This is a genomic window from Halobacteriovorax sp. HLS (genome assembly GCF_004006665.1).
Taxonomy (GTDB): Bacteria; Bdellovibrionota; Bacteriovoracia; order Bacteriovoracales; family Bacteriovoracaceae; genus Halobacteriovorax.
In genome coordinates this window covers 462,308-484,131 of the sequence record NZ_QOCL01000003.1, presented here as the reverse complement: position 1 = coordinate 484,131, position 21,824 = coordinate 462,308, and the positions used below count along the sequence as shown (strand labels likewise).

The following is a 21,824-nucleotide window of genomic DNA, read 5'->3' as shown; positions in this document are numbered from 1 at the left end:
TTTCCATAATAGTAACAATGATTTTTTTATATTAAGTCTTATTCGACAAGGAGGTTCGAATGAAATCTTTAATACTAGGTTTAGGCCTAATCGCAACTGCAAGTACTCAAGCATCTACAGTTGCCATTATTGATTCAGGTACAGATATGCTTCACACTGATATTGCTCCTAAAGCATGGATCAACTCAGTGGAAATCCCTAACAATGACAGAGACGAAGATCGAAATGGATACCAAGATGATATCCACGGTTGGAACTTTGCAGAAAGCAACAATATGGTTATTGATTATAAATATCTTGGCCTATTGAATGATGACATCAGAAAGTTTTTTAATATCCAAGAAAAAATGATGATTGGTACAGCGACTGCTGAAGAAGTTCAGTGGGTAAGAGATATTCTTGGAAATGAAGAATTCATTAAGAGAATATCTAAGTACGGTAATTTCATGCACGGAACACACGTAGCTGGTATTGCTGCAAAGAATGCAGACTCGGCCAAGATTCTAGCTGTAAAGCTTATTCCTACGGAAGTAAAACTTCCTGGTCAAGATAAAGGTGTTGGACTAGAGATGTTTAAAAAAGGTTTAGTCCTTTTAGCTTCTCAGCAGGCCGTAATGATGGAAGAGATTGGTTTCTATGTTGATGGACATAAAGCAGATATTGCAAATGGTTCATTTGGAACTGGTTATCCTCAGGCCCAAGGTATTGTTGGTATGCTTTATAAAACTCTATTTAGAAAAGAGCCGACTCCTGAGTTACTTCACGAGCTAAGTGTTCTCTTTTTAGAAACTGCTGTGAAAGAAAATGCAAAAATGGTTGAAGCCGCTCCAAATACTTTATTTGTTTTTGCTGCAGGTAACGATGGTTTAAACAATGACAAGTTTCCAACTTCACCAACAAATATTCAAGCTGATAATGTAATCTCTGTTGCTGCTACAATTGGTAGAACTTCAATTGCTCCATTTTCTAATTATGGAAAAGAGATGGTTGATGTTGCCGCACCTGGTGTAGGAATTCTTTCAGCTGTTCCTGGAAATAATTACTTGAAAGTTTCTGGTACATCGCAAGCAGCTCCATTTGTTGCAAATATCGCTGCTAGAGTAAAGGATATGAACCCAGCACTTTCTCCAAAAGATATTAAAGCTGTTATTATGCAGACTGTAGACTTTAAAACTTACTTGAAAGATAAGGTTGCTACGCAAGGACTAGTTAATCCAGGTAGAGCAATTAAAGCTGGTATGCTTTCAAGAACTATGAGTGTTGAAGCTGCGATCGAGAACTCTAGACTGACTATTTCAGATATGCCTGAAGAGAAATCAATCCTGGCACCTGTAAACTACACAAGAGATTTAGTACTACCGCTTCCATCACTTTTTAAGTTTTAGAAGTATTCGTACACAATCAAAAATGAGAAGGGGACCCCACAGTCCCCTTTTTTTTATTTCAACTGAATGTGATGAGCAACCATTATTCGCTCTGTTACTCCCTGGTCTCGCAGTCTTTGCGAGTTAATCTTTCCACTGGGTTTTGTGGCAACATAAGTAGGCATTTTTTGGAATATTTATCCAATCTTCTAGCTGCGGAGACGAGACTGCTTAGAGATAAGCTAAAAATATATTATAGTATACAAATGAAATTTTTTTATAAACTACTTCACATTTTAGCTCTTCTTGTCCTTGCCATTTTTGCTTATGAGTATTATCTCTGGATAACCGTTGGAGGGTTTCCTTTTGTTGATGATCGTTCTGTTTTAAGGGCACCTTATAAACCTCAAGTTTTGAAAGATCATGCCTTTGTGATATGGGTTTTATTAACTGTTTTTGCAACTTATTATACGGGTTACATATTTCAGAAAGTTAGTATATCTAAAAGTATTAACTTTCAATTTTGCTTATATATAGTTAGTTCTTTTTTTATTTTTAAAGAAATAATATTCGACAGAAGCTCGTTTCCTTTTTCACTGAACTACGTTTTTTACTTTTTTTATGTTCAAGTAATTTTAATACTCTTTTATTTTATTATTCAAAGAAGAAAAAAATGGAATAACAAACTTTCTATATTTAAAAAATGAAAGGTTTCATATTAGAAAAAGAAAAACTTCTTGAAGCTATAGATCAAATGGTTAGATATATTAACTTAAAATAGTTGAACTCCCCAGACTTGAAAGAGTTGAGGAAGCACCCAAAGAAGGTTAATGCGCTTTAGGGTAATTGATTGAAAACGAGTAATTAATGAGCTTGTTCGTTTTGTAAGTATCTGGAGTGAAATGAAATACTTAAATAGGGAAGCAAGAGTTTTTTATTTAATATATATTTAGCCTGAGAATATAAAGTTAATATGGAAACAATGAGTAACGTGAGAACTCTAGACTGACTATTTCAGATATGCCTGAAGAGAAATCAATCCTGGCACCTGTAAACTACACAAGAGATTTAGTACTACCGCTTCCTTCACTTTTTAAGTTTTAGAAGTATTCGTACACAATCAAAAATGAGAAGGGGACCCCACAGTCCCCTTTTTTTTATTTCAACTGAATGTGATGAGCAACCATTATTCGCTCTGTTACTCCCTGGTCTCGCAGTCTTTGCGAGTTAATCTTTCCACTTTTTTCGTGTAGAATTTCAAATTTGGTTGCAACTGGTTTGTAGGCCGTCTCAATTTCTTCTTTAGGAACACTAAATGGAGGTCCAATTAAATCTTCTTTCACAGAGTGGGCCGTTACTAGGAATATTTCTGTAGCTTCACTAGAGAGTTGTTTGAGAGCTTCGTAGTAATCTAATCTCATTTGTGGTGGCAGGGCAACTGTTGCGGCCCTATCATAGATGAAGTTGATTTGTGGTAATTGATCTTTTTTTAACTTAAATATGTCACCGCAAAAAATTGTAATACCTTTGGTTGTGTAAATAGAGAAGTCACCACCTTCTTCTTTATTATACTCTAGAGAATTATCGGCAAAGAACTCGAGCACAGCTTGTTCAGCAATTTCAACTCCGTAAACATTGAATCCTCTCTCTTGTAGATAAATCATATCAAGAGTTTTTCCGCATAGGGGAACGAGAACATTGCCACTGGCCTCACTGTAGCTTTGTTCAAAGAACCATTTTAGAGCACCATTGTACTCGCTCATGTGAAAGCCAATTCTTCTATCTTGCCAAGCCTCTTTCCAAAAATTTGCATCCATAATTGATTATCCTATCAGTAATTTTAATAAGTTAAGGTCTGTTGTTTTTCTAACATACCTTGAAATAAATACATTTTCCACTTTTAACAACTCAATATAATTTATAATCGAAGTATTAAAAAAGAGGAACTTATGCAAAATATCAGCGTATATTTAAATCAAAGAGCTAGTCATACATCATTTGATTATTGGAAAAATAATATTGATCGCTCATTATTTAGAAGTGATATTACTTATAGAACTCCAAAAGACCTTAATGAGCTGCAAGAGAATCTCTTAACTGACATTAGAGATAATAAGCATGCAATTGTCTCAGTGGGTGGGGATGGGACAGTAAATACCTTGATCCAATCTCTAGCTGGGCAAGATATTGGACTTCTGGTTATGCCTGGAGGCACGGCCAACGATCTTGCAACCGAATTAGGCAATAAAGAAAGTGTTAAAAAAGTAACTCACTTTATTCGTAACAATGAATTCAAATATATTGATCTGATTAAAGTTAATGGCAATTTTATGGCCACAAATGGAGGACTAGGGTTAGGTGCCCAAGTTGCTGGACGAATTAATCAAACACGAAAGACATTTCCAAAGTTTAAGAAATTAATGAATTTGACAGGCAAGAGTGTTTATTCATTCTTTATCCTATCTGAACTTAGGCGCTTATCTTTTCCAAAGTACAAGATTAGAGTTAAGTCTAAGCAATTCAGCGGTGAAATAGAAACACCTTTGCTTCTCATAAATAATCAGCCTCATTTGGCCTCAACTTTCAATGTTGCACCCGAGACAAGAAATGACGATGGAAAGTTCAATGTGACAATCTTTAAGCATAAGTCGAATAGGCAATTCATTAATTGTTGCTACAAAATGGCCACAGGGGAATATCCTTATGGAGATCCAAACTTAATAAGCTTTGAAACAGACTCAATACAATTAGAAAATCTCGACTTAGACAATAGATTGGACTTTTTTGGAGATGGTGAAATATTCTGTAGCGACGCAGATTCCAAGCAGGTTTGGAATATTGAATCATGCCCTAAATCACTAAAGGTTTACTCAAAAGATGACGAAAAATCTCTATTAAATCTAAAGAATGAGGTCTGTTTATCATGAAAATCTTAATAACTGGTGCTACCGGTTATTTAGGGAAAAATCTTATTGGGCCCTTATCAAAGAGTCATGATCACTTATATCTTTTAGTCAGAAAAAGAAGCCTACTTGCTGCAAAAAAACTCTACGGACATTTAGAAAATATAACTTTTGTAAAAGGTGATTTAACTAATCCTGACTTACTTGATGAAGTAGATACTAATTTAATGGATTCAATCGAGTCCATTATTCATATGGGAGCTTTCTATGATTTGCAAGGTGATCACAAATCTTGCTTTCTACAAAATGTCTTAGGAACTCAGAATGTAACTTTCTTCGCAAGACTGTGTAAGAATTTAAAAGTCTTTCACTATGTGAGTACAATCGCTGTAAGTGGAGATCATAGAGGTAATTTTCTAGAATCTGACTTCGATATTTCTCAATCTTTTTCTAACCCTTATGCTGAAACCAAATACGAAGCGGAAAGACTAGTAAGAAAATGTAGCAAAGACTTTAAGATTAGAATTTATAGACCAGGTATTATTATTGGTCATAGTAAAACAGGGGAGTTCGATAAGGTCGATGGGCCGTACTACTTTTGGAAGACACTTTCTAAGTTCACTAAACTTCTACCTTCTTTATTAAAGTTACCAATTATGCCACTTCCACTTGTTGAGAATTCTACTATTCCTTTAATAAGCGTAGATCATGCCTCTCAGATGATGCTTAAGTCAATTGAAGGCACTTCGGATGAGCAGCTAGAGTGCTATCACCTTGTAGATAAAGAGCCTGTTTTAGTGAGAGACTTAATTGAATTTAGTCTTTCAAAATTTAAAATTAAAGCAAAGGTCTTAGCGATAAGTAATCATCCACTTATCGAAAAGAGTTTTGATACACTAGGTTTACCAAAAGAGATTATTCACTATATGACGGTTAAAGTTAATTATGATACAGCTAATGCCCGCGAGAAACTAGCTCTAAGCGAGCATCAAAGTTTTAGTGAATACCAAGATATTATAATTGATCGTGCCATTTGTCGCTTCAAGGGGGGCAAATGAAACACGTACTCTCAATTGCCTTTGCTCAGTCCAATAAGAACTTTGATGAAATTGTCGAATTTAACGGCGAAAAAGTACGACTAACTCAATACGCTACTGGCTTTGATTTTGAGCTTGCTAAGGACCTTATTCGACGATTTGATGGACTTTGCGATGTTATCTCAATAAGTGGGGTACCTCCAAAAATTAAAACCTCAAAAAGTTCTTATGAGCATTTTCAGTCCAAAGAACTAAAATCTATCGCTAAGATTACAAGAGTGGTGGATGGACAAAAGCTCAAAGATATCTATATCCCTTGGGCCTTTAGACAATTTTATCTAACTAATAAGAATAAGTTCAAGGCCAAGAGAATTGGAGTTTACACAGGGGCATTACAAAAGTCTCTAGTGCAAATACTTGAGGAACTCGACGGAAAAGTATGCCTGGCCGATCCATATACATTTTTAAGACTTCCTTATAATCTTCATTCAAATATAGAGCTCGAAAAATTTCTTTCTAAATTGAGTCCCGTTTTCTCTAGGATGAAAATTAAGAAGACTAGTCTTGCCAGCTTTAGTCAATCTGAATCCAAGCATAATAAAGGACTTAAGGAATTTTTCAAATCAGATATTTTTGTTGGAAATGAAGGAATGATCCAAATTATTGATAGGGATCATCTTGCGGGAAAAACTGTTGTTTTAGATTTTATGGGCTCTCAAATGAAGAAGAAGCTTGTAAAAGACGGTATTCATGATGTGATAACTTGCATGCCTAAAGTTGTTAAAGGTCGTTATGTAAACTTCTCAGTTCTAGAAGGGCTAATGCAATCATTTCAGTCTGAAGATCTCACTGCCGACTTATTGCTTAAGTGGGTAGATAAGTTAGATCTAAAGGTTGAGTATCATAAGCTCAATGTTGAAGCTGAGAACTCAGGAAAGAAGAAATTTGCTTTTATTATACATCCTCTAAGCAAGGGACACTTGTTTAAACACCCATTACTGCGTAAAGCAAGACCTATTGAGGCCCAGCTTGGACCATTTGTAGAAAAGGCCATGGCCTACACTCCAGGTTTTTACTATGGGTCTATAAAGGGCATTCGTTCAGAAAAAAATAATGAAGAAATAGAAGGTCTTATTTACTCTGTTGCAGAAACTCCTAAAATGCTTCTGTCCCAAGAGCCGGATAAGGTCTATAAGAAATTGATAGATCTGTGCGTGGATGCTGCTCATCATAGTGCTCAAATTATAGGACTTGGAGCTTTTACTAAAATTGTCGGCGATGCAGGTATTACAGTTGAGCAGAAATCTCCAATCCCAGTGACAACAGGTAATTCTCTATCGGCCTGTTCTACTTTGTGGGCCGCGAAGTTTGCCATTGATAAACTGGGTTTTGTTGAGAGCGAGAATTCTATTCGTAAAGGTACTGCAATGGTGGTAGGAGCTACTGGAGCAATTGGTGCTGTCAGTGCAAAGATTCTTGCTACTAAGTGGGAAAGAGTCATTCTAGTGGCACCAAGGGCCTATAAACTGCTAGAGCTTAAAGACGAAGTTCTAAAAGTAGCACCACACTGTGAGATAGAGATTTCCACTCATGCAGATGGACTCAGTCATGAATGTGATCTAATTATTACTACAACTTCTGCTCAGGGAAAAAAGATCTTAGATATTGAAAAAGTTAAACCAGGCTGTGTTATCTGTGATGTTTCTAGACCATTTGATATAAGTGAAGACGATGCCATGAAAAGACCTGATGTTATGGTAATTGCTAGTGGGGAAGTACAACTTCCAGGTGAAATTAACTCCAATGTTGATCTTGGGCTTGAGGGAAATATAGTTTATGCTTGTCTGGCAGAAACCGCATTACTCGCAATGGCGGGTAAATTTGAAAGCTTTACGCTGGGCCGAAATATTAGTTATGAGAAAGTTTTGGAAATAGACCTACTTGCTAAAGAGCACGGTGTAAGACTTTCTGCTATAATGGGCCATAATGGTTTTATTACAGATGAAGAATTTGAGCTGTGCCGAGCACACGCTCTTAAAAAAAGGTAGAAAATGGTAAAGAAATACTTTTCAGATTTAAATTATACAATTGGAAATGAAGATACTCAGATGGAATTTGAGATCATTCAGAAAACCAAACCAAAGAATATTTTAACTATTGCTGGATCTGGAAGTAGAGCATTACCTCTACTTCATAAAGGTGTTCAAAATCTTTACTGTGTAGATGTTTCAAGACCACAACTCTTTCTCACTGAACTTAGAAAAGAAACTATAAAAAAACTCTCTCATCACGACTATCTAGCGTTTTGGGGATTTCCTCCATACGCTGCCTATGATTACTCAATCAAGAGGCGAGAGATCTTTGAAGGGCTTGAGTTGTCTTATGACTGTGAAGCGTACTTTAATAAAGTATTCGCAGAGGTTAAGTGGGGCAGCATTCTTTATCTAGGAAAATGGGAGAGAACCTTTGCAGTTTTTGCTAAGATTGTTCAAAAAATTCTAGGAAAGAACTTTGACCAAGTATTTAAATATCATAATTTATCTGACCAGATTCACTATTATAATAATGATTTTCCATTAAAGAAGTGGAAGATTATACTCTTCTTACTTGGTAATAAGAGTGTATTCAATGCTCTCTTATACAAAGGTGATTTCATTAAAATGAATCAACCACAGAGTCATTTTGAATACTATTTTGAGGCGTTTGAGAGACTATTAACTCACTCAAGAGCAAGAGATAGTTTCTTTTTGAATCTTTGCTTCTTTGGAAAATTAAATCATGAAGATGCAAATACAATTGAGACAAGAGAGGACTGTTACGAGATTATGCAAAAGGCCTTGAATGCTAACTCACTAGTCCATTTCCTAAATCACGACTTACTATCGGCCTCTAATAAAGTTGATAAAGGTACAATAGACTATATAAGCCTAAGTGATGTTCCAAGCTATTTCTCTGGTGATCTTGAAAAAAACTATCTGCAAGAGCTAAAACCTTGTCTTAAAAAAGGCGCGATACTTGTTTTAAGAAGCTACCTTCGTGTGCCAGAAAGTAACTTGGATGGCTTTGTTGATGTCACTCCAAAGTACTCGGAGATTTTGGCCAAAGAGAAAGTTCAAATGTACATAGTTCAGGTATTTGAATATTTAGGTTGATTTATATTTACCAGGATTAATTTGTAGAGGAAAATAGAACAATGAAATTACTGTTCTATGGACTGATCTTTTTATTCAATTTTAATACCTTCGGCTATGAAGTAAGAGTGGCAACTGTTGAATGGCCCCCTTATGTAACTGGAAAGAAATCTGCGGAAGGATCTAGTGTAGAAATTATTCGCAATGCCTATGCAAAAGTCGGTCACTCAGTAAAACTTGTCTTTCTTCCTTGGGCCAGGGCCATAAATTATATGAAGTCTGGGAAAATAGACGCTATCATGCCTATCTATAAAACCAAAGATCGCGAAGATTTTATGTACTTCTCTAATTCTTTCCAACGAAGTGATCTTCTCTTATATAAGAATACCAAGTCTAAAATTAAGTACTCATCTTTAAAAGACTTAGAAGGGCTGAGTATTGGGCTCGTAAATGGATACAAGAATATTCCCTATATTGATAACTCAACAACTCTGAAAAAAACGTTTGTTACTAAAGATTTATCTAATCTCAAAATGCTTGCTCGCTCACATGTTGATGTCGTTTGCGTAGACAGTGAGGTTGCCAAACAACTGATAGCTGAAAATAGATCCTCCTTAGAAGGAAAGATTGAACCACTTTATCCTGCACTGGATTCAAAAGAGCTCTTTATTGCATTTTCAATAAAAGCAAAGGGTTCGAAAAAGATGCTAAAAGACTTTAACCACGGACTTTCTCTTCTTAAGTGACTATTAAAATTTTTTAACAATTGATTAAACCTTTATAGCGATAGCTAAGATATTCTTAGTTAAGAGGTCTTTATGAACTTATTGTCCATTCTTCTACTTATCTTTTTAAGCTTCAGTGCCCATGCCCAAGGTATTTACAGTGACTTTGGAATTGCTCGTATATACTGCTTTGCTAATGATGCGGATATAGAGCTAGAGTTAACTCAAGATAGTGCGACTTCACATAACTTTGTGGCCATAGGTGGAGATATTCAGAATATTTCAAGTAATGTAGTGGTAGAGGGGATGCCCAATGGTGTCAGTTTCTATCTTCCCAACGAAGAGAAGTCAGTACTTAGTGTCATCATTTTGAGTGACGAGGACATTAAATTTGAAGGTCTAGTCGCACTTACTGGAACGACGGGACCAATCGATTTTGATTGTGAAATCAATTAATAAATATTTTCCATGACCTGAATCAGTTCACTACCACTAGCAACACTGCTACTTGCGTAGTGATTAATTACAATGCAATCTCGCTTAGCTACTACATAACTGATAACTTCTTTATCAGATAGGTAATTATTAAGCTGGACAATAGTTGCTAAATTCTGTCCCTTCTTAACAACTTGTCCTGGTCTAAAGTTAAACTCATAGAGACCGCCTACAGGTGCGTAGTAAGTCTTATAATCGCTTAATAAACATTTCTTAACACTATTGTTTGGCGTCTCAACATCACTTGTTACAACTCCTCTTTTATAGAGATAGTGAAGGATATGTCTTAGATCTAATTGGGCCTCTTCTAGAGATATTCGCTCTTCTGAACCAAGTTCAACCGTATAAGATTCAAATGGAATATGATATTCAAAGTCTAAATCTTTGAATGCTTGTTTTAAGTTTATCCAAGGAGTGAAGCAGGCCTCATCCATAGCACCTGCAAATTCGTTTGGAATAATGAGGTTGTGGGGGAAGTTTAAATCATCACATCTTTGTTCTAAGTATTGAGGGACATATAAGTAGCGAGTAGCAATTGGACCTGTGTGTAGATCTAGAACATAGTCAGCGTTTAAAGATAGATTTTGTAACTCAAGATTCAAAATACCATTATGCTTTGGCCCGTAGGAGAGAATTTCATTTTTCTTTTCAATTAAAAGTCTTGAAAGTAGCTTCTTATATTCCTTAGCTATTTCTAAATTATCACTATCAAAACTATTCTGTGCAAATTGAGTAATTTCTGCTTTTTTATCTTTCGTATAGTCACAATATAATCGATTCCAATTATCACCCGTATTAGGATTAAATCTTCCGTGAGTATAGGTTCCCATTTTTGAATTTATTGCAGCGGGGTTGGCCATTGGGACGATTCGAATAGAACCCTTAATTTCTTGGGACTCTAAATACTTTAACATTTGAAAAATTACCGCATTTCCTTGATGTTCAGCTCCATGAACACTAGCTTGGATATAGCACTTAGGTCCTTTTTGTGGGCCTTTAATGTCGATGACACTAAGTTTTAACGTATCTCCGCTTGGAAGTTCATGGATAGGGATGAGAGTTTTAGAAACTTTATTCATTAGATTAACCAATCTGATGAGGACTTTATTGTCCTTGGAGTCATCATATCTCCATTATAGAGGATAACTTCTGCTGGTAAATTATGGCAGAGAAAAAATGGCATGGCCTCAGTGAAGCCATAGGCACCGGCCTGAGAAAATACAAGCCAATCTCCTTCATCGACATCATCTGGTAGCTGAAAGGTTCCAAGTTTATCTAGAGCAGTACAAAGTGGTCCATGCACTGTAAACTCTGTTGTTTGGGCATTACTATCTCTAAATAATTCGCACGGGAAGCTTTGATTAGTAAGTGCTGGCCGTGCCAGATGATTTATTCCGCCATCAAGAACAAGTAGCTCTTTTCCTCGAACAGTTTTTCTGTCAATTACTTGCGATAAATAATACCCATAAGGACCTGTACAATATCTTCCAAGTTCCATCCAGATAATATCTAATTTATATTCTTTTTTAAGCTTAACAAGTAGAGAGTTTACATCTTTGAAATCAATTTCTTTCTCTTCTTTAGTATAAGGAATTCCAAGTCCACCACCAAGGTCGATAACTTTCATCTCAATATTTAAATCAGCAGAAAGCTCTTGCAAGGAAATAATCGTTTTAGTCCAAATATGCTCGAGTTTTCCTAAATCTAAAATATTTCCCCATTGGAATACATGAAAACCTTGAAAATCAAGCTGCTCGCAGCGAGACATGTCTATCTTTTTCCACTCAGGAGCATCTAGACCAAAAGGTGTTATATCATCTCCACCTAGAACAGACTTACCTTCGTCCCATGCCAGTTGAACTCTGAGTAGAACTTTTGGTCTTGCACCTAACTCTTGTGCTATTTCAGATAGCCAATAAGCTTGATTTAAACTCTCAAGAACGACAACATCCACTTCATTTCTAATCATTGAACGTAGATACTTTCGAGATTTACTAGGGCCAGTTGAAAGGATATTTTCTGGAACAATGCCAGAGCTTAAAACTTGCTCTAATTCACCTTGACTAGCGACATCTAGGCCAAAGCCAAGATTTCTAAAAATCTTTAATATTGCCGACATGGGATTTGCCTTGCAGGCATACCAAAGTTTGAGAGAGTCATCCTTTTGATCTCTCATATAAGTAAGATGACTCTTTAAACCATCCAGATCATAAAAGTAAAAAGAAGAGTCTAATCTCTTAATCACTCGTTTTAATTGCTCTTTATGTTCTGGATTTAAAAACATTTAATTACCTTAGAAATTGTTCTAACTCTAGTGAAGCTTCACTTTTCTCATCACGATATTTCACTATCATTGCACAATTCATACTTAGTCCCATGTCTTTTGCCCAAGAAAGTTTTTCATTCACTGGACGCGAACCTGGAACAACAATTGCGTTTTCCGGAATAGCTTCTCCACGCTCAAGCATTCTTTCATTAACACAGTCAAATACTGGAACACCTTTTGAAAGAATCACACCTGGAGCGATTACTGCTCCTTTTAAAACTTGGATTCCTTCAACAATGACTGCACCAGCACCAATGAATGCATTATCTTCAATAATAACTGGAGCAAGACCAACTGGCTCTAGTACACCACCAATTTGGACCCCAGCAGATAAGTGAACATTCTTTCCAATTTGTGCACATGATCCAACTAGTGCGTGTGAATCAACCATAGTTCCTTCATCTACATAAGCACCAACATTTATATATGCAGGAGGCATGATAATGACACCTTTTGCAACGTAAGATCCACGACGTACTGATGATCCACCAGGAACCATACGAACTCCATTTTCAGGAGTAAAACTTCTTGGAGGAAGGTTGTGCTTATCTACAAAACCTGGGTAATTCTCATGAGCAAAATCTGTTAAAGTTCCATCTTTGAATGATGAAAGAATCGCCTGCTTAACGGCTACATTTGCTTGCCAAACACCGTCGATTTTAGACGCTGCTCTTATTTCGCCTTTTTCAAGTAGATCAAAGGCCTCTTTCCAATTTAAATCTGTCATATCTATTTCCTTATTTAACTGTGTTATACCATTCGTTTATTTTTGAGTGTGAACTTACTAGCTCTTCAATACTTGAGAGATCTTTATCAGTTAAAGGCTCTCTCAAAACAGCAGTAGAAATTTGCTTATCATGTGCCATTAATGCCTTAACTGGAATTGGATTTGAAGCGATAAATAATGTATTTGAACACTCGGCCCAAAGTGATTTCTCTTTCAGTGTAGAGTTAAGCGCCATTTCAACGTACTTATTAGTTTGCTTAGGCCAAACATTTGATGCAACAGAAACTAGGCCTTTACAACCAAGTGGAGCAAAATCAGACAATAGTGCATCGTCACCAGAGTAGACTAGGGCCTTAGGTGCGGCCTGAACATATTTAGAAAAGTCTTCAGTTGATCCAGACGCTTCCTTTATGGACCATAAGTTCTTATGGTCTTTGAGCATAGTGACTGCTTCAAAACTCATTTTGATCCCAGTTCTACTAGGAACATTATAGAGCATGCACGGTCTAGAACTTAAGTCCATTAACTCTTTAAACCAGTGATATTGTCCTTGAGTTCCAGGTTTTGCATAAAGAGGTGTGACTAGCAGATAAGCATCAACTTTAAGAGTTTCAAGGTAATTAACCCACTTCTTAGTTTCTTTTAGATTGATTCCACCAACTCCAACCATGATCGGAGATTTAAGTCCTAAAGAAAGAGTGTGTTCTAAGATTTTCTTAGACTCATCCATATCTAAATTGAGGGCCTCTCCCGTACTTCCTAAAATAAGTAAACCATTTCTTGCTTCATCTTGATCGCGAAGTACTCTCGTTAAATCTTCATAATGAACTTCACCTTCACTAGTCATTGGTGTGATTACTGCTGTCCATAATTTATAGTCATTTAAATGCATAAGTTTCCTTCAATATTTTTTTAATTTAATAATTTGTTAAGAGTAATGTCTTCAAAGTCATGAAGACCTGGTTCAACTTCAGAGAGAAGCTCACATGCCTTAAGGGCACCACTTGCGAAGATACTTCTGTCTAAGGCCTCATGTCTTAGAGAAATTTTTTCATTCTTAGTACTGAGTGTAATCGTATGATCGCCAACCACATCACCAATTCTTTCATGAGTTATATCGAATTTCTCTCCACTCCAATCTTGCCATTTAATGGCCGTTCCACTAGGAGCATCTAATTTCTTCGTATGGTGAACTTCATGAATATTAAAGCTATATTCATCAAAGAGTTTTGAGGCCTTTGATAGACAATCGCTAATCATCTTGTGCACTAAATTCATTCCAATCGAAAAATTTGATGCCTTAATCCACTTTACTCCAGCGCTCTTAATTTGACCTGATAGCTCTTGAGAAAAGTCTAGCCCTGTAGCGCCAGTTACAACAGAAATCCTCGAATCAATAAGAGTAGGGATTAGAGATTCAAAGACGGGTCCATTTACAAAGCAAATGGCCACGTCAAATTTTTTAAGTTTTTTGGCAGTAGGGGAGTTCTTAGAATCAAAAATCTCATAATGACATGATTTCTGCTTAAGAAGCTCTATTACATGACTACCTGTTTTACCTTTACCAATAACTGCAAATTTCAATTTACTCTCCAATAAAGTGGTCATGGAGTTTTATTACAGCATTTGCCGCTTGATCTTCCTCTACTAAGAAGCAGAAATTATGTCTTGAAGCACCGAGACAAATCATACGAACATTTATGTCGCCTAGTGCTTTAAAAATTCTACTACCTAAACCACTTGTATGGTTTATATTGTTACCTATTAGAGATACTAATGAAAGGTTTTCCTCAACTTTTACAGTCGCCAATTCTTCTAATTCTCTTATCAATTTCTTGTTTAATAGAGTGGAATCATCAATTGTTAACGCTACTGAGATTTCTGAAGTGGTAACGCTGTCTACACTAATCTTATGATTATTAAAAATTTTAAATATTTCATAGAGAAAACCGTGAGTATGAAGCATCTTCGGTGTCGATATAGTTAATAGACTCTGATCATTTCGTATGGCCATGGCCCTAATAAGTGGAGACTCTTCACATGATTGTTTAATCCAAGTTCCATGAGCATTAGGTTCATAACTAGAACCAACATAGACAGAAATATTCTTTCTAAGTGCAGGAGTTAAAGTCGTAGGGTGAAGGATCTTTGCACCAAAAGTTGCTAGCTCGGCCGCTTCGGAGAATGTTATTTCATTCATCAGCTTTGCACTAGGAACTATTCTTGGGTCTGTAGTTGCAATTCCCGCTACATCGGTCCAAATTTGGAGAATGTCGGCACCGATGCCTTCTGCGATAAGAGCAGCACTATAATCACTTCCCCCACGACCTAACGTTGTTGTATGTCCGTCTTCTGTTTGTCCTATAAATCCTTGAGTCACGTAAGTTAAATTATCATACTTACAATCAATCAAATGAGTGTCACTTAAAGAAGCAATTTCATCAATAAGTGGAGACGCTTTTCCAAACTGATCATCAGTTCTCATTATCTTTCTAATATCAAAATTCTTAACTTTTCTTTGATCTGCCCATTCAACATCTAGTGCCCGAGTAAAGAGAACCGAGGACATCCTCTCGCCTAAAGATTGAATCGCATCAAAAGCTTTTAAAGAACAGTCACGCAAAAGAAAGATTCCTCTAGAAAGGGTTTCTACTTCATTTAGAAGACCTTCAATCTCTTCTAGGTTCTCAATTTCAAGGTCTTTTGCGATGCTTAAGTGCTTTTCTCTGATATCAGCAATAATCTCTTCACAACTTTCCCAGTCTGAACTTTGAGCAAGCTCTGAGAGTTTAATAAGTTTATTAGTTGTACCATATGTTGCTGAGACAACGACTATATTCGCATGGTGATTCTTGGCCACACCGGCCGATCTTTTCATGGCCGTAGCATCTGCCATAGAGCTTCCACCAAATTTCGCAACAATAATTGATTCCACCTAATTCTCCTTAAGTGTGAAAGTTTATAAATGGCAACGGGATTTCTTAGAATAGCTTGAAGTTCTCCACATTGCCTGTGACAGTCCTAAGGATTCAGCCTTAGCAACCAGCAAGCTAAATAGAGTGGACTCAGCTTACTTCGGCAGAACTCCCTTCACTTATAGTCACTAGATCCATTCATCTTCCTATAAGCTATCTGAGCAATGCGCCTCTTCATTTGTTAAAATGCTAACTAAAAAGATCAGAATATTCAAGATGAGTTTTACAAAAAGAGAAAAAAGACACAATATCTAGCTAGATATTTAACTTTTAGAGGGTTTATTTATGAAAAAAGTAGGATTTGTTGGCTGGAGAGGAATGGTTGGATCAGTATTGATGGGAAGAATGCAGGAATTAAATGATTTTTCTAGCATTGACTCAACATTCTTTTCTACTTCTCAAAGTGGGCAAGCTGCACCTGAATATGTAACCAATAAGACACTGCAAGATGCAAATAGTATTGCTGAACTCTCAAAGATGGATATTATCCTCACTTGCCAAGGGGGAGACTACACTAGTGCAATTCATCCAAAACTTAGAGAGTCTGGGTGGAATGGTTACTGGATTGATGCTGCTAGTACTCTTAGAATGAAAGAAAATAGCGTTATTATTTTAGATCCAGTTAATAGAAAGGTTATTGATCAGGCAATAGATAGTGGAGTGAAAGACTTTATTGGTGGTAACTGCACAGTCTCACTTATGATGATGGCCTTAGGCGGTTTATTTGAAAATGACGCAATCGAATGGCTCACGAGTATGACTTATCAAGCGGCATCTGGTGGTGGTGCCAGACATATGAAAGAGCTACTAACTCAAATGAATACTCTAGGGCAGACATTTACTGGAATGGATCAAGATCAGGCCTCAGATATTTTAGAAGTAGATAGAATTATCACAGAAACAATGAATTCAAAATCAATGGACACAACTTGCTTTAGTGCACCTTTAGGTGGAAGTCTAATCCCTTGGATCGACTCACCAGTAGATCTTGGACAAACAAAGGAAGAATGGAAAGGCGTCAGCGAAACAAATAAAATCCTAGGTAGAAATCAAGACAATCTTATTCCAGTCGACGGAACGTGTGTACGCGTAGGAACAATGAGATGCCATTCTCAGGCCTTTACTATTAAACTTAAAAAAGATCTTTCAATTGAAGAAATTGAAAAAATGATTAGCTCTCACAATGACTGGGTAAAGGTTATTCCAAATAACCCTGAGGCCACTCGAACTGCACTTACTCCTGCAGCAGTAAGTGGAAATTTAGAAATTCCAATCGGTCGCCTTAGAAAAATGAACCTAGGGGATAGATATTTAAATGCATTCACTTGTGGAGACCAGCTTCTATGGGGAGCAGCAGAACCAGTTCGAAGAATGTTAAATATTTTAGTTAACTAAATGAGCCGATCTAAAATCCTAGTCTACTCAACACTTGGGCTCGTTGTTATTGCGATAATATCAGCGAGCTACTTTGATAAGGACAATAATCTCAAAGACGATGCTATCAGATTTCTCAATGTAGAGGATTGCCAAAAAATCTCTCACGAATTTATAAAGAATGATTGTATCGAGATTATTAATAAGAAGAAGTCCCAAATCAAGAATTAACCTTGTAAATTCAAATACATAGACCATTGTAAATACTACAATAAAATCGATATTTTTCCTAGATTTGCTATATTAGGCCATGACAAAATTAATATCGTTCTTACTCTTTTTCACACTACTTACTTCCACTCAAGCGGCTACGCTAGAAGAAGTTTATACAAGTACAAAAGAGAGTCTCATCCTTATTGGTGAATCACATAAAGATGATGTCTCAAGACAAAAGGTTAGGGAGTCATTAAGTGCGTTTAAAGAGGCCGGTGGAGAAATTCTTGCTCTAGAGATGATTGAGTCTCACAAGCAATATCTACTAGATAATTTTGAAGCTAATCTAGATGGATCTCAGAGTATGTTAAGTGAGTATCTAACAAAGAGATGGCAATACAATACTGAGAGCTACATGCAGCTAATATCTGAAGCTCGAAGACTTGATCTTAGACTAATTGCAATTGACCTTGATAAAACTCAATGGCCTAGAGAGACAACTGTGTATCCAGTCATACCTGATATTTCAAAGGTTCGCGCTGCTCGAGAGGCGCATATGTCAGAAGTACTTTGCGAATATAAAGAAGTAAAGACTATCGTGCTCATAGGCTCGTTTCATACTTATAAGAGATTTCTACCAAGTGCTCTTGAGTCGAGCTGCGCAATGGAAAGTGCCAGTATTATCTTAAAAGATCTTCTAAAGTCAGTATTTTTAACTAATTACACAAATTTTCTAATGTAAAATAAATAAATAACCGATACTTTTACTATGATGAAATCATTTCTAAATATATCGGCTCTCTTGCTAGCACTTACTCATGTAAATAGTTTTGCTCAGGACACTCGAGTAGAGAAATTTGTTAATGCAATTTGTGCTAAAGAACAGAAGATAAAGTACACTCCATGTATTTTCAATAGTGGCCCTACTAATGAAGAAGATATAAGCGTAACTGATTTTGGAAAATCTGGTATCGAGATTATCTCTAAACTTAGTAATCATACCCTCACAGATAAGAATACCTTTTCATCAATTGCAGACGCCTGCGATAAGGCCTCGGCCAATAACACTCCTATGATTGCACTAAGTACTCTTGGAGATATCGTTGAAAGAGATTGCTTTTGTACTTTTAAATCTAAAGTTAGATACAAGGCCCTGTGTGATGAATTTGATACAACAGATATAGGCCTAATAGCAAAAATTCCTACTTATTTAAAAGTTTCCGAAATGATTATTGATGCAAAAATTAGACATGATAAATTATCAAAAGAAACTGAGTTCTGTCCCGAATTAAATGAAATCAAGGGACAAGGCCTAGAAGAGTTTGGAGTTGATTTGGCCAGAGTGGACTTATCTTATTTTCCCCATGCAATGAAGCCCAAAGAGTACGATCCCAAGCTATCATTTGTAGAAAATGTTGCTAAAAGAGCAGATGACTTAAAGGCCAAAGAGCAACTGAAGAATAATGAAAACTTAATTCACTATCTCTATAAGAGCGAACATTCCATTGAACCAAATAGACTAACGTTGAGAGAGTTAAGCACCCCAGATAGTAGAAGAATGATCTCTGCTAAAAAGCTCTACCCAAAAACGCTTGAGAGACTTAGTAAGACTAACTATATAGAAAAAATTAAAGAGGCCGGTAGTATAGAAGATTATATTGCGCCATTTTTTTCAGATAAAGAAAAGGCACGTAAATATCTCCAGACACTAGGGCAATTTTCTCTTGAAGAAGAAATTCCGCAAGAGGTAAGAGATTTTGAGGCCTCGTTATTTTTAAATAACGACTTAAAACATCTAGTCCAAAGCTCTAGCGATATAAACTATAATAAACCATATGATCTGATTGAACTTATAGAAGAGTCTATTAAGGCCGACATATCACTACTAGATTATGATAAGAAAAACTATGAACATCAATTTGTCTGTGGTGATATTAAGCGTTCTTTACAAAAGCTTATTGGATTAACAGGCCAGAAGAATGGAAATTTAATTAATGAAGCTAAAACTTCAATATCTCAAAATATTTCAGAATTTAATAAATTTATAAAAAAAGCTGATGGTAAGCGCTTCATAGATGGAAGAATTAAATCACAAATTAGAACAACCGCATGTCTTGATGAAACGAGTAATATTCTTCAAAGAAGATCGAATAAGTTTGCTAAACTAGGAGGGAAACTTCCTAAAAAATCTTTAGAAACAAGTGTGGTACAAATATCTGTATTTTCTACTCCTGAACTAGTTCTAACCTCTCCTGAGACAGAAGAAAAGACAGTTGTCCCAGAAGTTGTTGAAGTAAAAGCAAATGAAGCGGTTATAGAGTCTTTTGAGTCTAGTGCTAATAACTTTAAAGAAAAAGTTTCAAAGATTAGTGATTCCCCGAGGAAAAATTCTCTTATAAAAGAATTCAATGACTATGCTAATAAAGTCTACAGTTCTGTAACAAATAGATCCTATCCAGGAGGATTTGATATTCAAAGAACTCCTATAAAGAGCTACTCTAAACTTATGTCAGATTACAATAAGGACTCGTTTAAAATTAAAGCGAGCAGTAAGGCAACAGATATCATTAAAAAGTCATACGAATTAAAAGAAGAGCTAAAAAAAGCAGATCCAAAAAGAAAGAGAGAAATCCAAAGACTCTTAAGCACTTTAGATGAGCAATTAAGTTCTATAGAAAATGAAGGTGTAGATATTGCAGCAATAAAAAGAGAAGTCGCTAGTGCCTTTGCAAAAACTCAAACATCTTCCATTGAAGTTGCTGATAAGGGCGATACACCTAAACCAACTCAATACAAAACAAAAGAATCAGCGAATAATTATGATAGGGGAGTTCAAGCACCAACAAATGCCACTACCTCTACTCAAGCTCAGGCCCAATTAACTGCAGCAACAACAGGAGCAAGTTCACCAAGTTCTGATGCGGCCCCTGCACAATCTGCTCCTAAGGCCAATACTACAAAGCAGACACAACCCGTTATTAAGCCAATCTTTTTAACAGCAAAGCAAAACCTTAAAGAAGTCCTAAGCTCTCAAGATTCAAGAGACGCTGACTTTTTCATCATCTATGATGCCAAGACAGATAAAATTGTAAAACAAAGTGATAGCAATATCCTTTGGAGTTATGAAGTCAATCAAATTGAAGGGAATATGAAAACCCTAGACTCACAAGAAAGAAAGTATGTTCTCGAACTACTTGAGAAACGAAATCGCTTCAAGACTGAGAATTTAAATTCTATTTTATCTGGGAAGAGGTAGTTCTTGGGAATTGACTTAATGTTTGACCGTTTAATTATAAAGTTCATTATAGTTCTTGTTGTATTTGTCTTCTTTGGCAATGTGTTTGATCGCATTTTTGGTGAAGGTCGTCGATATATTCTCTTACTTTTGTTAGTCGTTTTGGGAGGCTATATTAAAAGCTTTTATAATATAAAAAAAATGAGAGATGAAAGCAGGAGAGAGAGTTCTTTACCAAAGAAAAGAGTAATGTTGACTCCCTTTCAGATTTTAAAGTGTGAGAGAGATTTCCCCCTGCCTCTTTGCGATTATGCTATTGAGCAGATAGCTCAAAAAGACCTTAATAGAGCATTAAGACTGGCGAAAGATTATTGCTTCAATGAGGGGGGAAGTAAAGAAGTAAGAAGCTTTCAAAAGCGAGTCGCTTGTGGAAAACTCTTAAAGCTGAAAGTTGTTAATAATAGGTTAGAGAACCTTGACGAGGTAATGGAGATATCCTGCTTAGAAATAGATTCTAGACTTTGTCGAAGAGTAATGTTGGATAATAAAATATCAGCTAAAAATAGAGCAATTGTTTACTCTTACTACTTGTCAAAAATAAAAGGCTCGGCCCATACGTTGTCAATAATGGATAAGATGATTGATATAGTAAAAGTCGACACAATAGATGTTGTAGAGGTTAGAAATGTGATTTCAAAATGGCGCGATATTTGTAAATCTTCAGATGAGAATGCCTGCAAAGAAGTTTTAAACTTTACTAGAGCAGTAGAACTCTTGCGCGACAATAAAGTCAAAGATGCGAAAAAGGTATTGAAAAATATAAAATGTAGATACCGAGACCCTTGCTTAAGGCAAATGAAGTATGTAAAGGATATTATCCGCGGGTAATGCTAACTCCACACATACAACTTTTCATCAAGTATCATAAAAAGGTTTACACATGAAGTTTTATGAGAAATTTAATAACACCTACATATGTATAAGTTTTATTATTATCTTCACTATTCTCAGTGCGTTCAATGGTTTTGCACTAAACTCTTTTATTTCATTTCAGGCTCCTGCGCCAAAATATTCATTCTATCTACTGATAGCGATAAACCTCATTCAAATACTAGTGATTCCTTTAGTCGTTGTTAATTTATTGAAAACAAGAATTATGAATAGGTTTTTAGAGATAAAAGATCAGAAATTATATAAAAATATTATTCTTTCTAAAATGCCTTATATTGGAGTTCTAATTTTATTCACATTATACAGCTTTTTTAAGACAAGCGTTGTTTTTGAAAGTTTGATAGTAATGGCCAGTATCTTGTGCTTGA

General features: G+C 36.0%; 19 protein-coding genes and 1 riboswitch. Of the genes, 12 read left to right on the top strand and 7 right to left on the bottom strand.

The features are described 5' to 3' along the window. Positions 1-59: 59 nt before the first annotated feature. Entirely contained in the window at positions 60-1,385 is a 1,326-nt protein-coding gene (locus tag DPQ89_RS06920; RefSeq protein ID WP_127716194.1) for a S8 family serine peptidase, read from the top strand. Positions 1,386-2,521: 1,136 nt separating this feature from the next. Here DPQ89_RS06920 and DPQ89_RS06915 read toward each other — a convergent pair. Continuing rightward, positions 2,522-3,181 (bottom strand): thiopurine S-methyltransferase, encoded by a 660-nt coding sequence (locus DPQ89_RS06915; RefSeq protein WP_127716193.1) that lies wholly within the window; start codon positions 3,179-3,181, stop codon positions 2,522-2,524. A gap of 132 nt (positions 3,182-3,313) precedes the next feature. Between DPQ89_RS06915 and DPQ89_RS06910 the strand changes: the two genes are divergently transcribed. The 6 genes from DPQ89_RS06910 (at position 3,314) to DPQ89_RS06885 (ending at position 9,616) form a co-directional block, all read left to right on the top strand. After that, complete coding sequence (locus DPQ89_RS06910; protein WP_127716192.1) at positions 3,314-4,291, top strand: diacylglycerol kinase family protein; 978 nt, start codon at positions 3,314-3,316, stop codon at positions 4,289-4,291. Continuing rightward, positions 4,288-5,325: an SDR family oxidoreductase gene (locus tag DPQ89_RS06905; RefSeq protein ID WP_127716191.1), complete on the top strand. Its 1,038-nt coding sequence runs from the start codon at positions 4,288-4,290 to the stop codon at positions 5,323-5,325. The genes DPQ89_RS06910 and DPQ89_RS06905 overlap by 4 nt, the downstream gene beginning before the upstream one ends. After that, positions 5,322-7,352: a hypothetical protein gene (locus tag DPQ89_RS06900; RefSeq protein WP_127716190.1), complete on the top strand. Its 2,031-nt coding sequence runs from the start codon at positions 5,322-5,324 to the stop codon at positions 7,350-7,352. Before DPQ89_RS06905 ends, DPQ89_RS06900 begins: the two co-directional genes overlap by 4 nt. Before the next feature lie 3 nt (positions 7,353-7,355). After that, a complete protein-coding gene (locus tag DPQ89_RS06895) occupies positions 7,356-8,456 on the top strand; it encodes a DUF3419 family protein (protein WP_127716189.1) in 1,101 nt (366 codons plus the stop codon). A 41-nt stretch (positions 8,457-8,497) separates the two neighbouring features. Then, positions 8,498-9,181 (top strand): ABC transporter substrate-binding protein, encoded by a 684-nt coding sequence (locus DPQ89_RS06890; RefSeq protein WP_127716188.1) that lies wholly within the window; start codon positions 8,498-8,500, stop codon positions 9,179-9,181. 72 nt (positions 9,182-9,253) lie between these two features. Continuing rightward, positions 9,254-9,616 carry a hypothetical protein gene (locus DPQ89_RS06885; protein ID WP_127716187.1) on the top strand — a complete coding sequence of 121 codons (363 nt, stop codon included), beginning with the start codon at positions 9,254-9,256 and terminating at the stop codon, positions 9,614-9,616. Here the strand turns inward: DPQ89_RS06885 and DPQ89_RS06880 are convergent. The 6 genes from DPQ89_RS06880 to lysC are packed head-to-tail and all read right to left on the bottom strand — an operon-like array spanning position 9,613 to position 15,643. After that, positions 9,613-10,734, bottom strand: a complete 1,122-nt coding sequence (locus DPQ89_RS06880) for a succinylglutamate desuccinylase/aspartoacylase family protein (RefSeq protein ID WP_127716186.1) — start codon at positions 10,732-10,734, stop codon at positions 9,613-9,615. The genes DPQ89_RS06885 and DPQ89_RS06880 overlap by 4 nt on opposite strands. Beyond that, a complete protein-coding gene (locus DPQ89_RS06875) occupies positions 10,734-11,939 on the bottom strand; it encodes a PLP-dependent decarboxylase (protein ID WP_127716185.1) in 1,206 nt (401 codons plus the stop codon). The genes DPQ89_RS06880 and DPQ89_RS06875 overlap by 1 nt, the downstream gene beginning before the upstream one ends. A 4-nt stretch (positions 11,940-11,943) precedes the next feature. Beyond that, on the bottom strand, positions 11,944-12,708 hold the full coding sequence (locus DPQ89_RS06870; RefSeq protein ID WP_127716184.1) for a 2,3,4,5-tetrahydropyridine-2,6-dicarboxylate N-succinyltransferase: 765 nt from the start codon (positions 12,706-12,708) through the stop codon (positions 11,944-11,946). 10 nt (positions 12,709-12,718) lie between these two features. Then, positions 12,719-13,600, bottom strand: coding sequence for a 4-hydroxy-tetrahydrodipicolinate synthase (dapA, locus tag DPQ89_RS06865; RefSeq protein ID WP_127716183.1), 882 nt, complete (start codon positions 13,598-13,600; stop codon positions 12,719-12,721). Between the two features lie 20 nt (positions 13,601-13,620). Further along, complete coding sequence (locus tag DPQ89_RS06860; protein WP_164848292.1) at positions 13,621-14,292, bottom strand: 4-hydroxy-tetrahydrodipicolinate reductase; 672 nt, start codon at positions 14,290-14,292, stop codon at positions 13,621-13,623. A gap of 1 nt (position 14,293) precedes the next feature. Next, on the bottom strand, positions 14,294-15,643 hold the full coding sequence (gene lysC / locus DPQ89_RS06855; RefSeq protein WP_127716181.1) for a lysine-sensitive aspartokinase 3: 1,350 nt from the start codon (positions 15,641-15,643) through the stop codon (positions 14,294-14,296). A 51-nt stretch (positions 15,644-15,694) separates the two neighbouring features. Beyond that, positions 15,695-15,866: riboswitch (Lysine riboswitch) on the bottom strand. A 102-nt stretch (positions 15,867-15,968) separates the two neighbouring features. Between lysC and asd the strand changes: the two genes are divergently transcribed. The 5 genes from asd (at position 15,969) to DPQ89_RS06830 (ending at position 21,393) form a co-directional block, all read left to right on the top strand. Next, positions 15,969-17,078: an aspartate-semialdehyde dehydrogenase gene (gene asd / locus DPQ89_RS06850; protein ID WP_127716180.1), complete on the top strand. Its 1,110-nt coding sequence runs from the start codon at positions 15,969-15,971 to the stop codon at positions 17,076-17,078. Continuing rightward, positions 17,079-17,288, top strand: coding sequence for a hypothetical protein (locus tag DPQ89_RS06845; protein ID WP_127716179.1), 210 nt, complete (start codon positions 17,079-17,081; stop codon positions 17,286-17,288). A gap of 79 nt (positions 17,289-17,367) precedes the next feature. Then, positions 17,368-18,012 carry a ChaN family lipoprotein gene (locus tag DPQ89_RS06840; protein WP_127716178.1) on the top strand — a complete coding sequence of 215 codons (645 nt, stop codon included), beginning with the start codon at positions 17,368-17,370 and terminating at the stop codon, positions 18,010-18,012. Positions 18,013-18,039: 27 nt separating this feature from the next. Then, the gene (locus DPQ89_RS06835) at positions 18,040-20,526 is read left to right on the top strand and encodes a hypothetical protein (protein WP_127716177.1); all 2,487 of its coding nucleotides are present in this window, start codon (positions 18,040-18,042) and stop codon (positions 20,524-20,526) included. An 18-nt stretch (positions 20,527-20,544) separates the two neighbouring features. After that, positions 20,545-21,393, top strand: coding sequence for a hypothetical protein (locus tag DPQ89_RS06830; RefSeq protein ID WP_127716176.1), 849 nt, complete (start codon positions 20,545-20,547; stop codon positions 21,391-21,393). The last annotated feature ends 431 nt before the right edge of the window (positions 21,394-21,824 follow it).

Bases quoted from the DNA above. Each gene is read 5' to 3' on its own strand.
- DPQ89_RS06920 (WP_127716194.1), top strand. From the start codon at position 60: ATGAAATCTTTAATACTAGGTTTAGGCCTAATCGCAACTGCAAGTACT.
- DPQ89_RS06915 (WP_127716193.1), bottom strand. From the start codon at position 3,181: ATGGATGCAAATTTTTGGAAAGAGGCTTGGCAAGATAGAAGAATTGGC.
- DPQ89_RS06910 (WP_127716192.1), top strand. From the start codon at position 3,314: ATGCAAAATATCAGCGTATATTTAAATCAAAGAGCTAGTCATACATCA.
- DPQ89_RS06905 (WP_127716191.1), top strand. From the start codon at position 4,288: ATGAAAATCTTAATAACTGGTGCTACCGGTTATTTAGGGAAAAATCTT.
- DPQ89_RS06900 (WP_127716190.1), top strand. From the start codon at position 5,322: ATGAAACACGTACTCTCAATTGCCTTTGCTCAGTCCAATAAGAACTTT.
- DPQ89_RS06895 (WP_127716189.1), top strand. From the start codon at position 7,356: ATGGTAAAGAAATACTTTTCAGATTTAAATTATACAATTGGAAATGAA.
- DPQ89_RS06890 (WP_127716188.1), top strand. From the start codon at position 8,498: ATGAAATTACTGTTCTATGGACTGATCTTTTTATTCAATTTTAATACC.
- DPQ89_RS06885 (WP_127716187.1), top strand. From the start codon at position 9,254: ATGAACTTATTGTCCATTCTTCTACTTATCTTTTTAAGCTTCAGTGCC.
- DPQ89_RS06880 (WP_127716186.1), bottom strand. From the start codon at position 10,734: ATGAATAAAGTTTCTAAAACTCTCATCCCTATCCATGAACTTCCAAGC.
- DPQ89_RS06875 (WP_127716185.1), bottom strand. From the start codon at position 11,939: ATGTTTTTAAATCCAGAACATAAAGAGCAATTAAAACGAGTGATTAAG.
- DPQ89_RS06870 (WP_127716184.1), bottom strand. From the start codon at position 12,708: ATGACAGATTTAAATTGGAAAGAGGCCTTTGATCTACTTGAAAAAGGC.
- dapA (WP_127716183.1), bottom strand. From the start codon at position 13,600: ATGCATTTAAATGACTATAAATTATGGACAGCAGTAATCACACCAATG.
- asd (WP_127716180.1), top strand. From the start codon at position 15,969: ATGAAAAAAGTAGGATTTGTTGGCTGGAGAGGAATGGTTGGATCAGTA.
- DPQ89_RS06845 (WP_127716179.1), top strand. From the start codon at position 17,079: ATGAGCCGATCTAAAATCCTAGTCTACTCAACACTTGGGCTCGTTGTT.
- DPQ89_RS06840 (WP_127716178.1), top strand. From the start codon at position 17,368: ATGACAAAATTAATATCGTTCTTACTCTTTTTCACACTACTTACTTCC.
- DPQ89_RS06835 (WP_127716177.1), top strand. From the start codon at position 18,040: ATGATGAAATCATTTCTAAATATATCGGCTCTCTTGCTAGCACTTACT.
- DPQ89_RS06830 (WP_127716176.1), top strand. From the start codon at position 20,545: ATGTTTGACCGTTTAATTATAAAGTTCATTATAGTTCTTGTTGTATTT.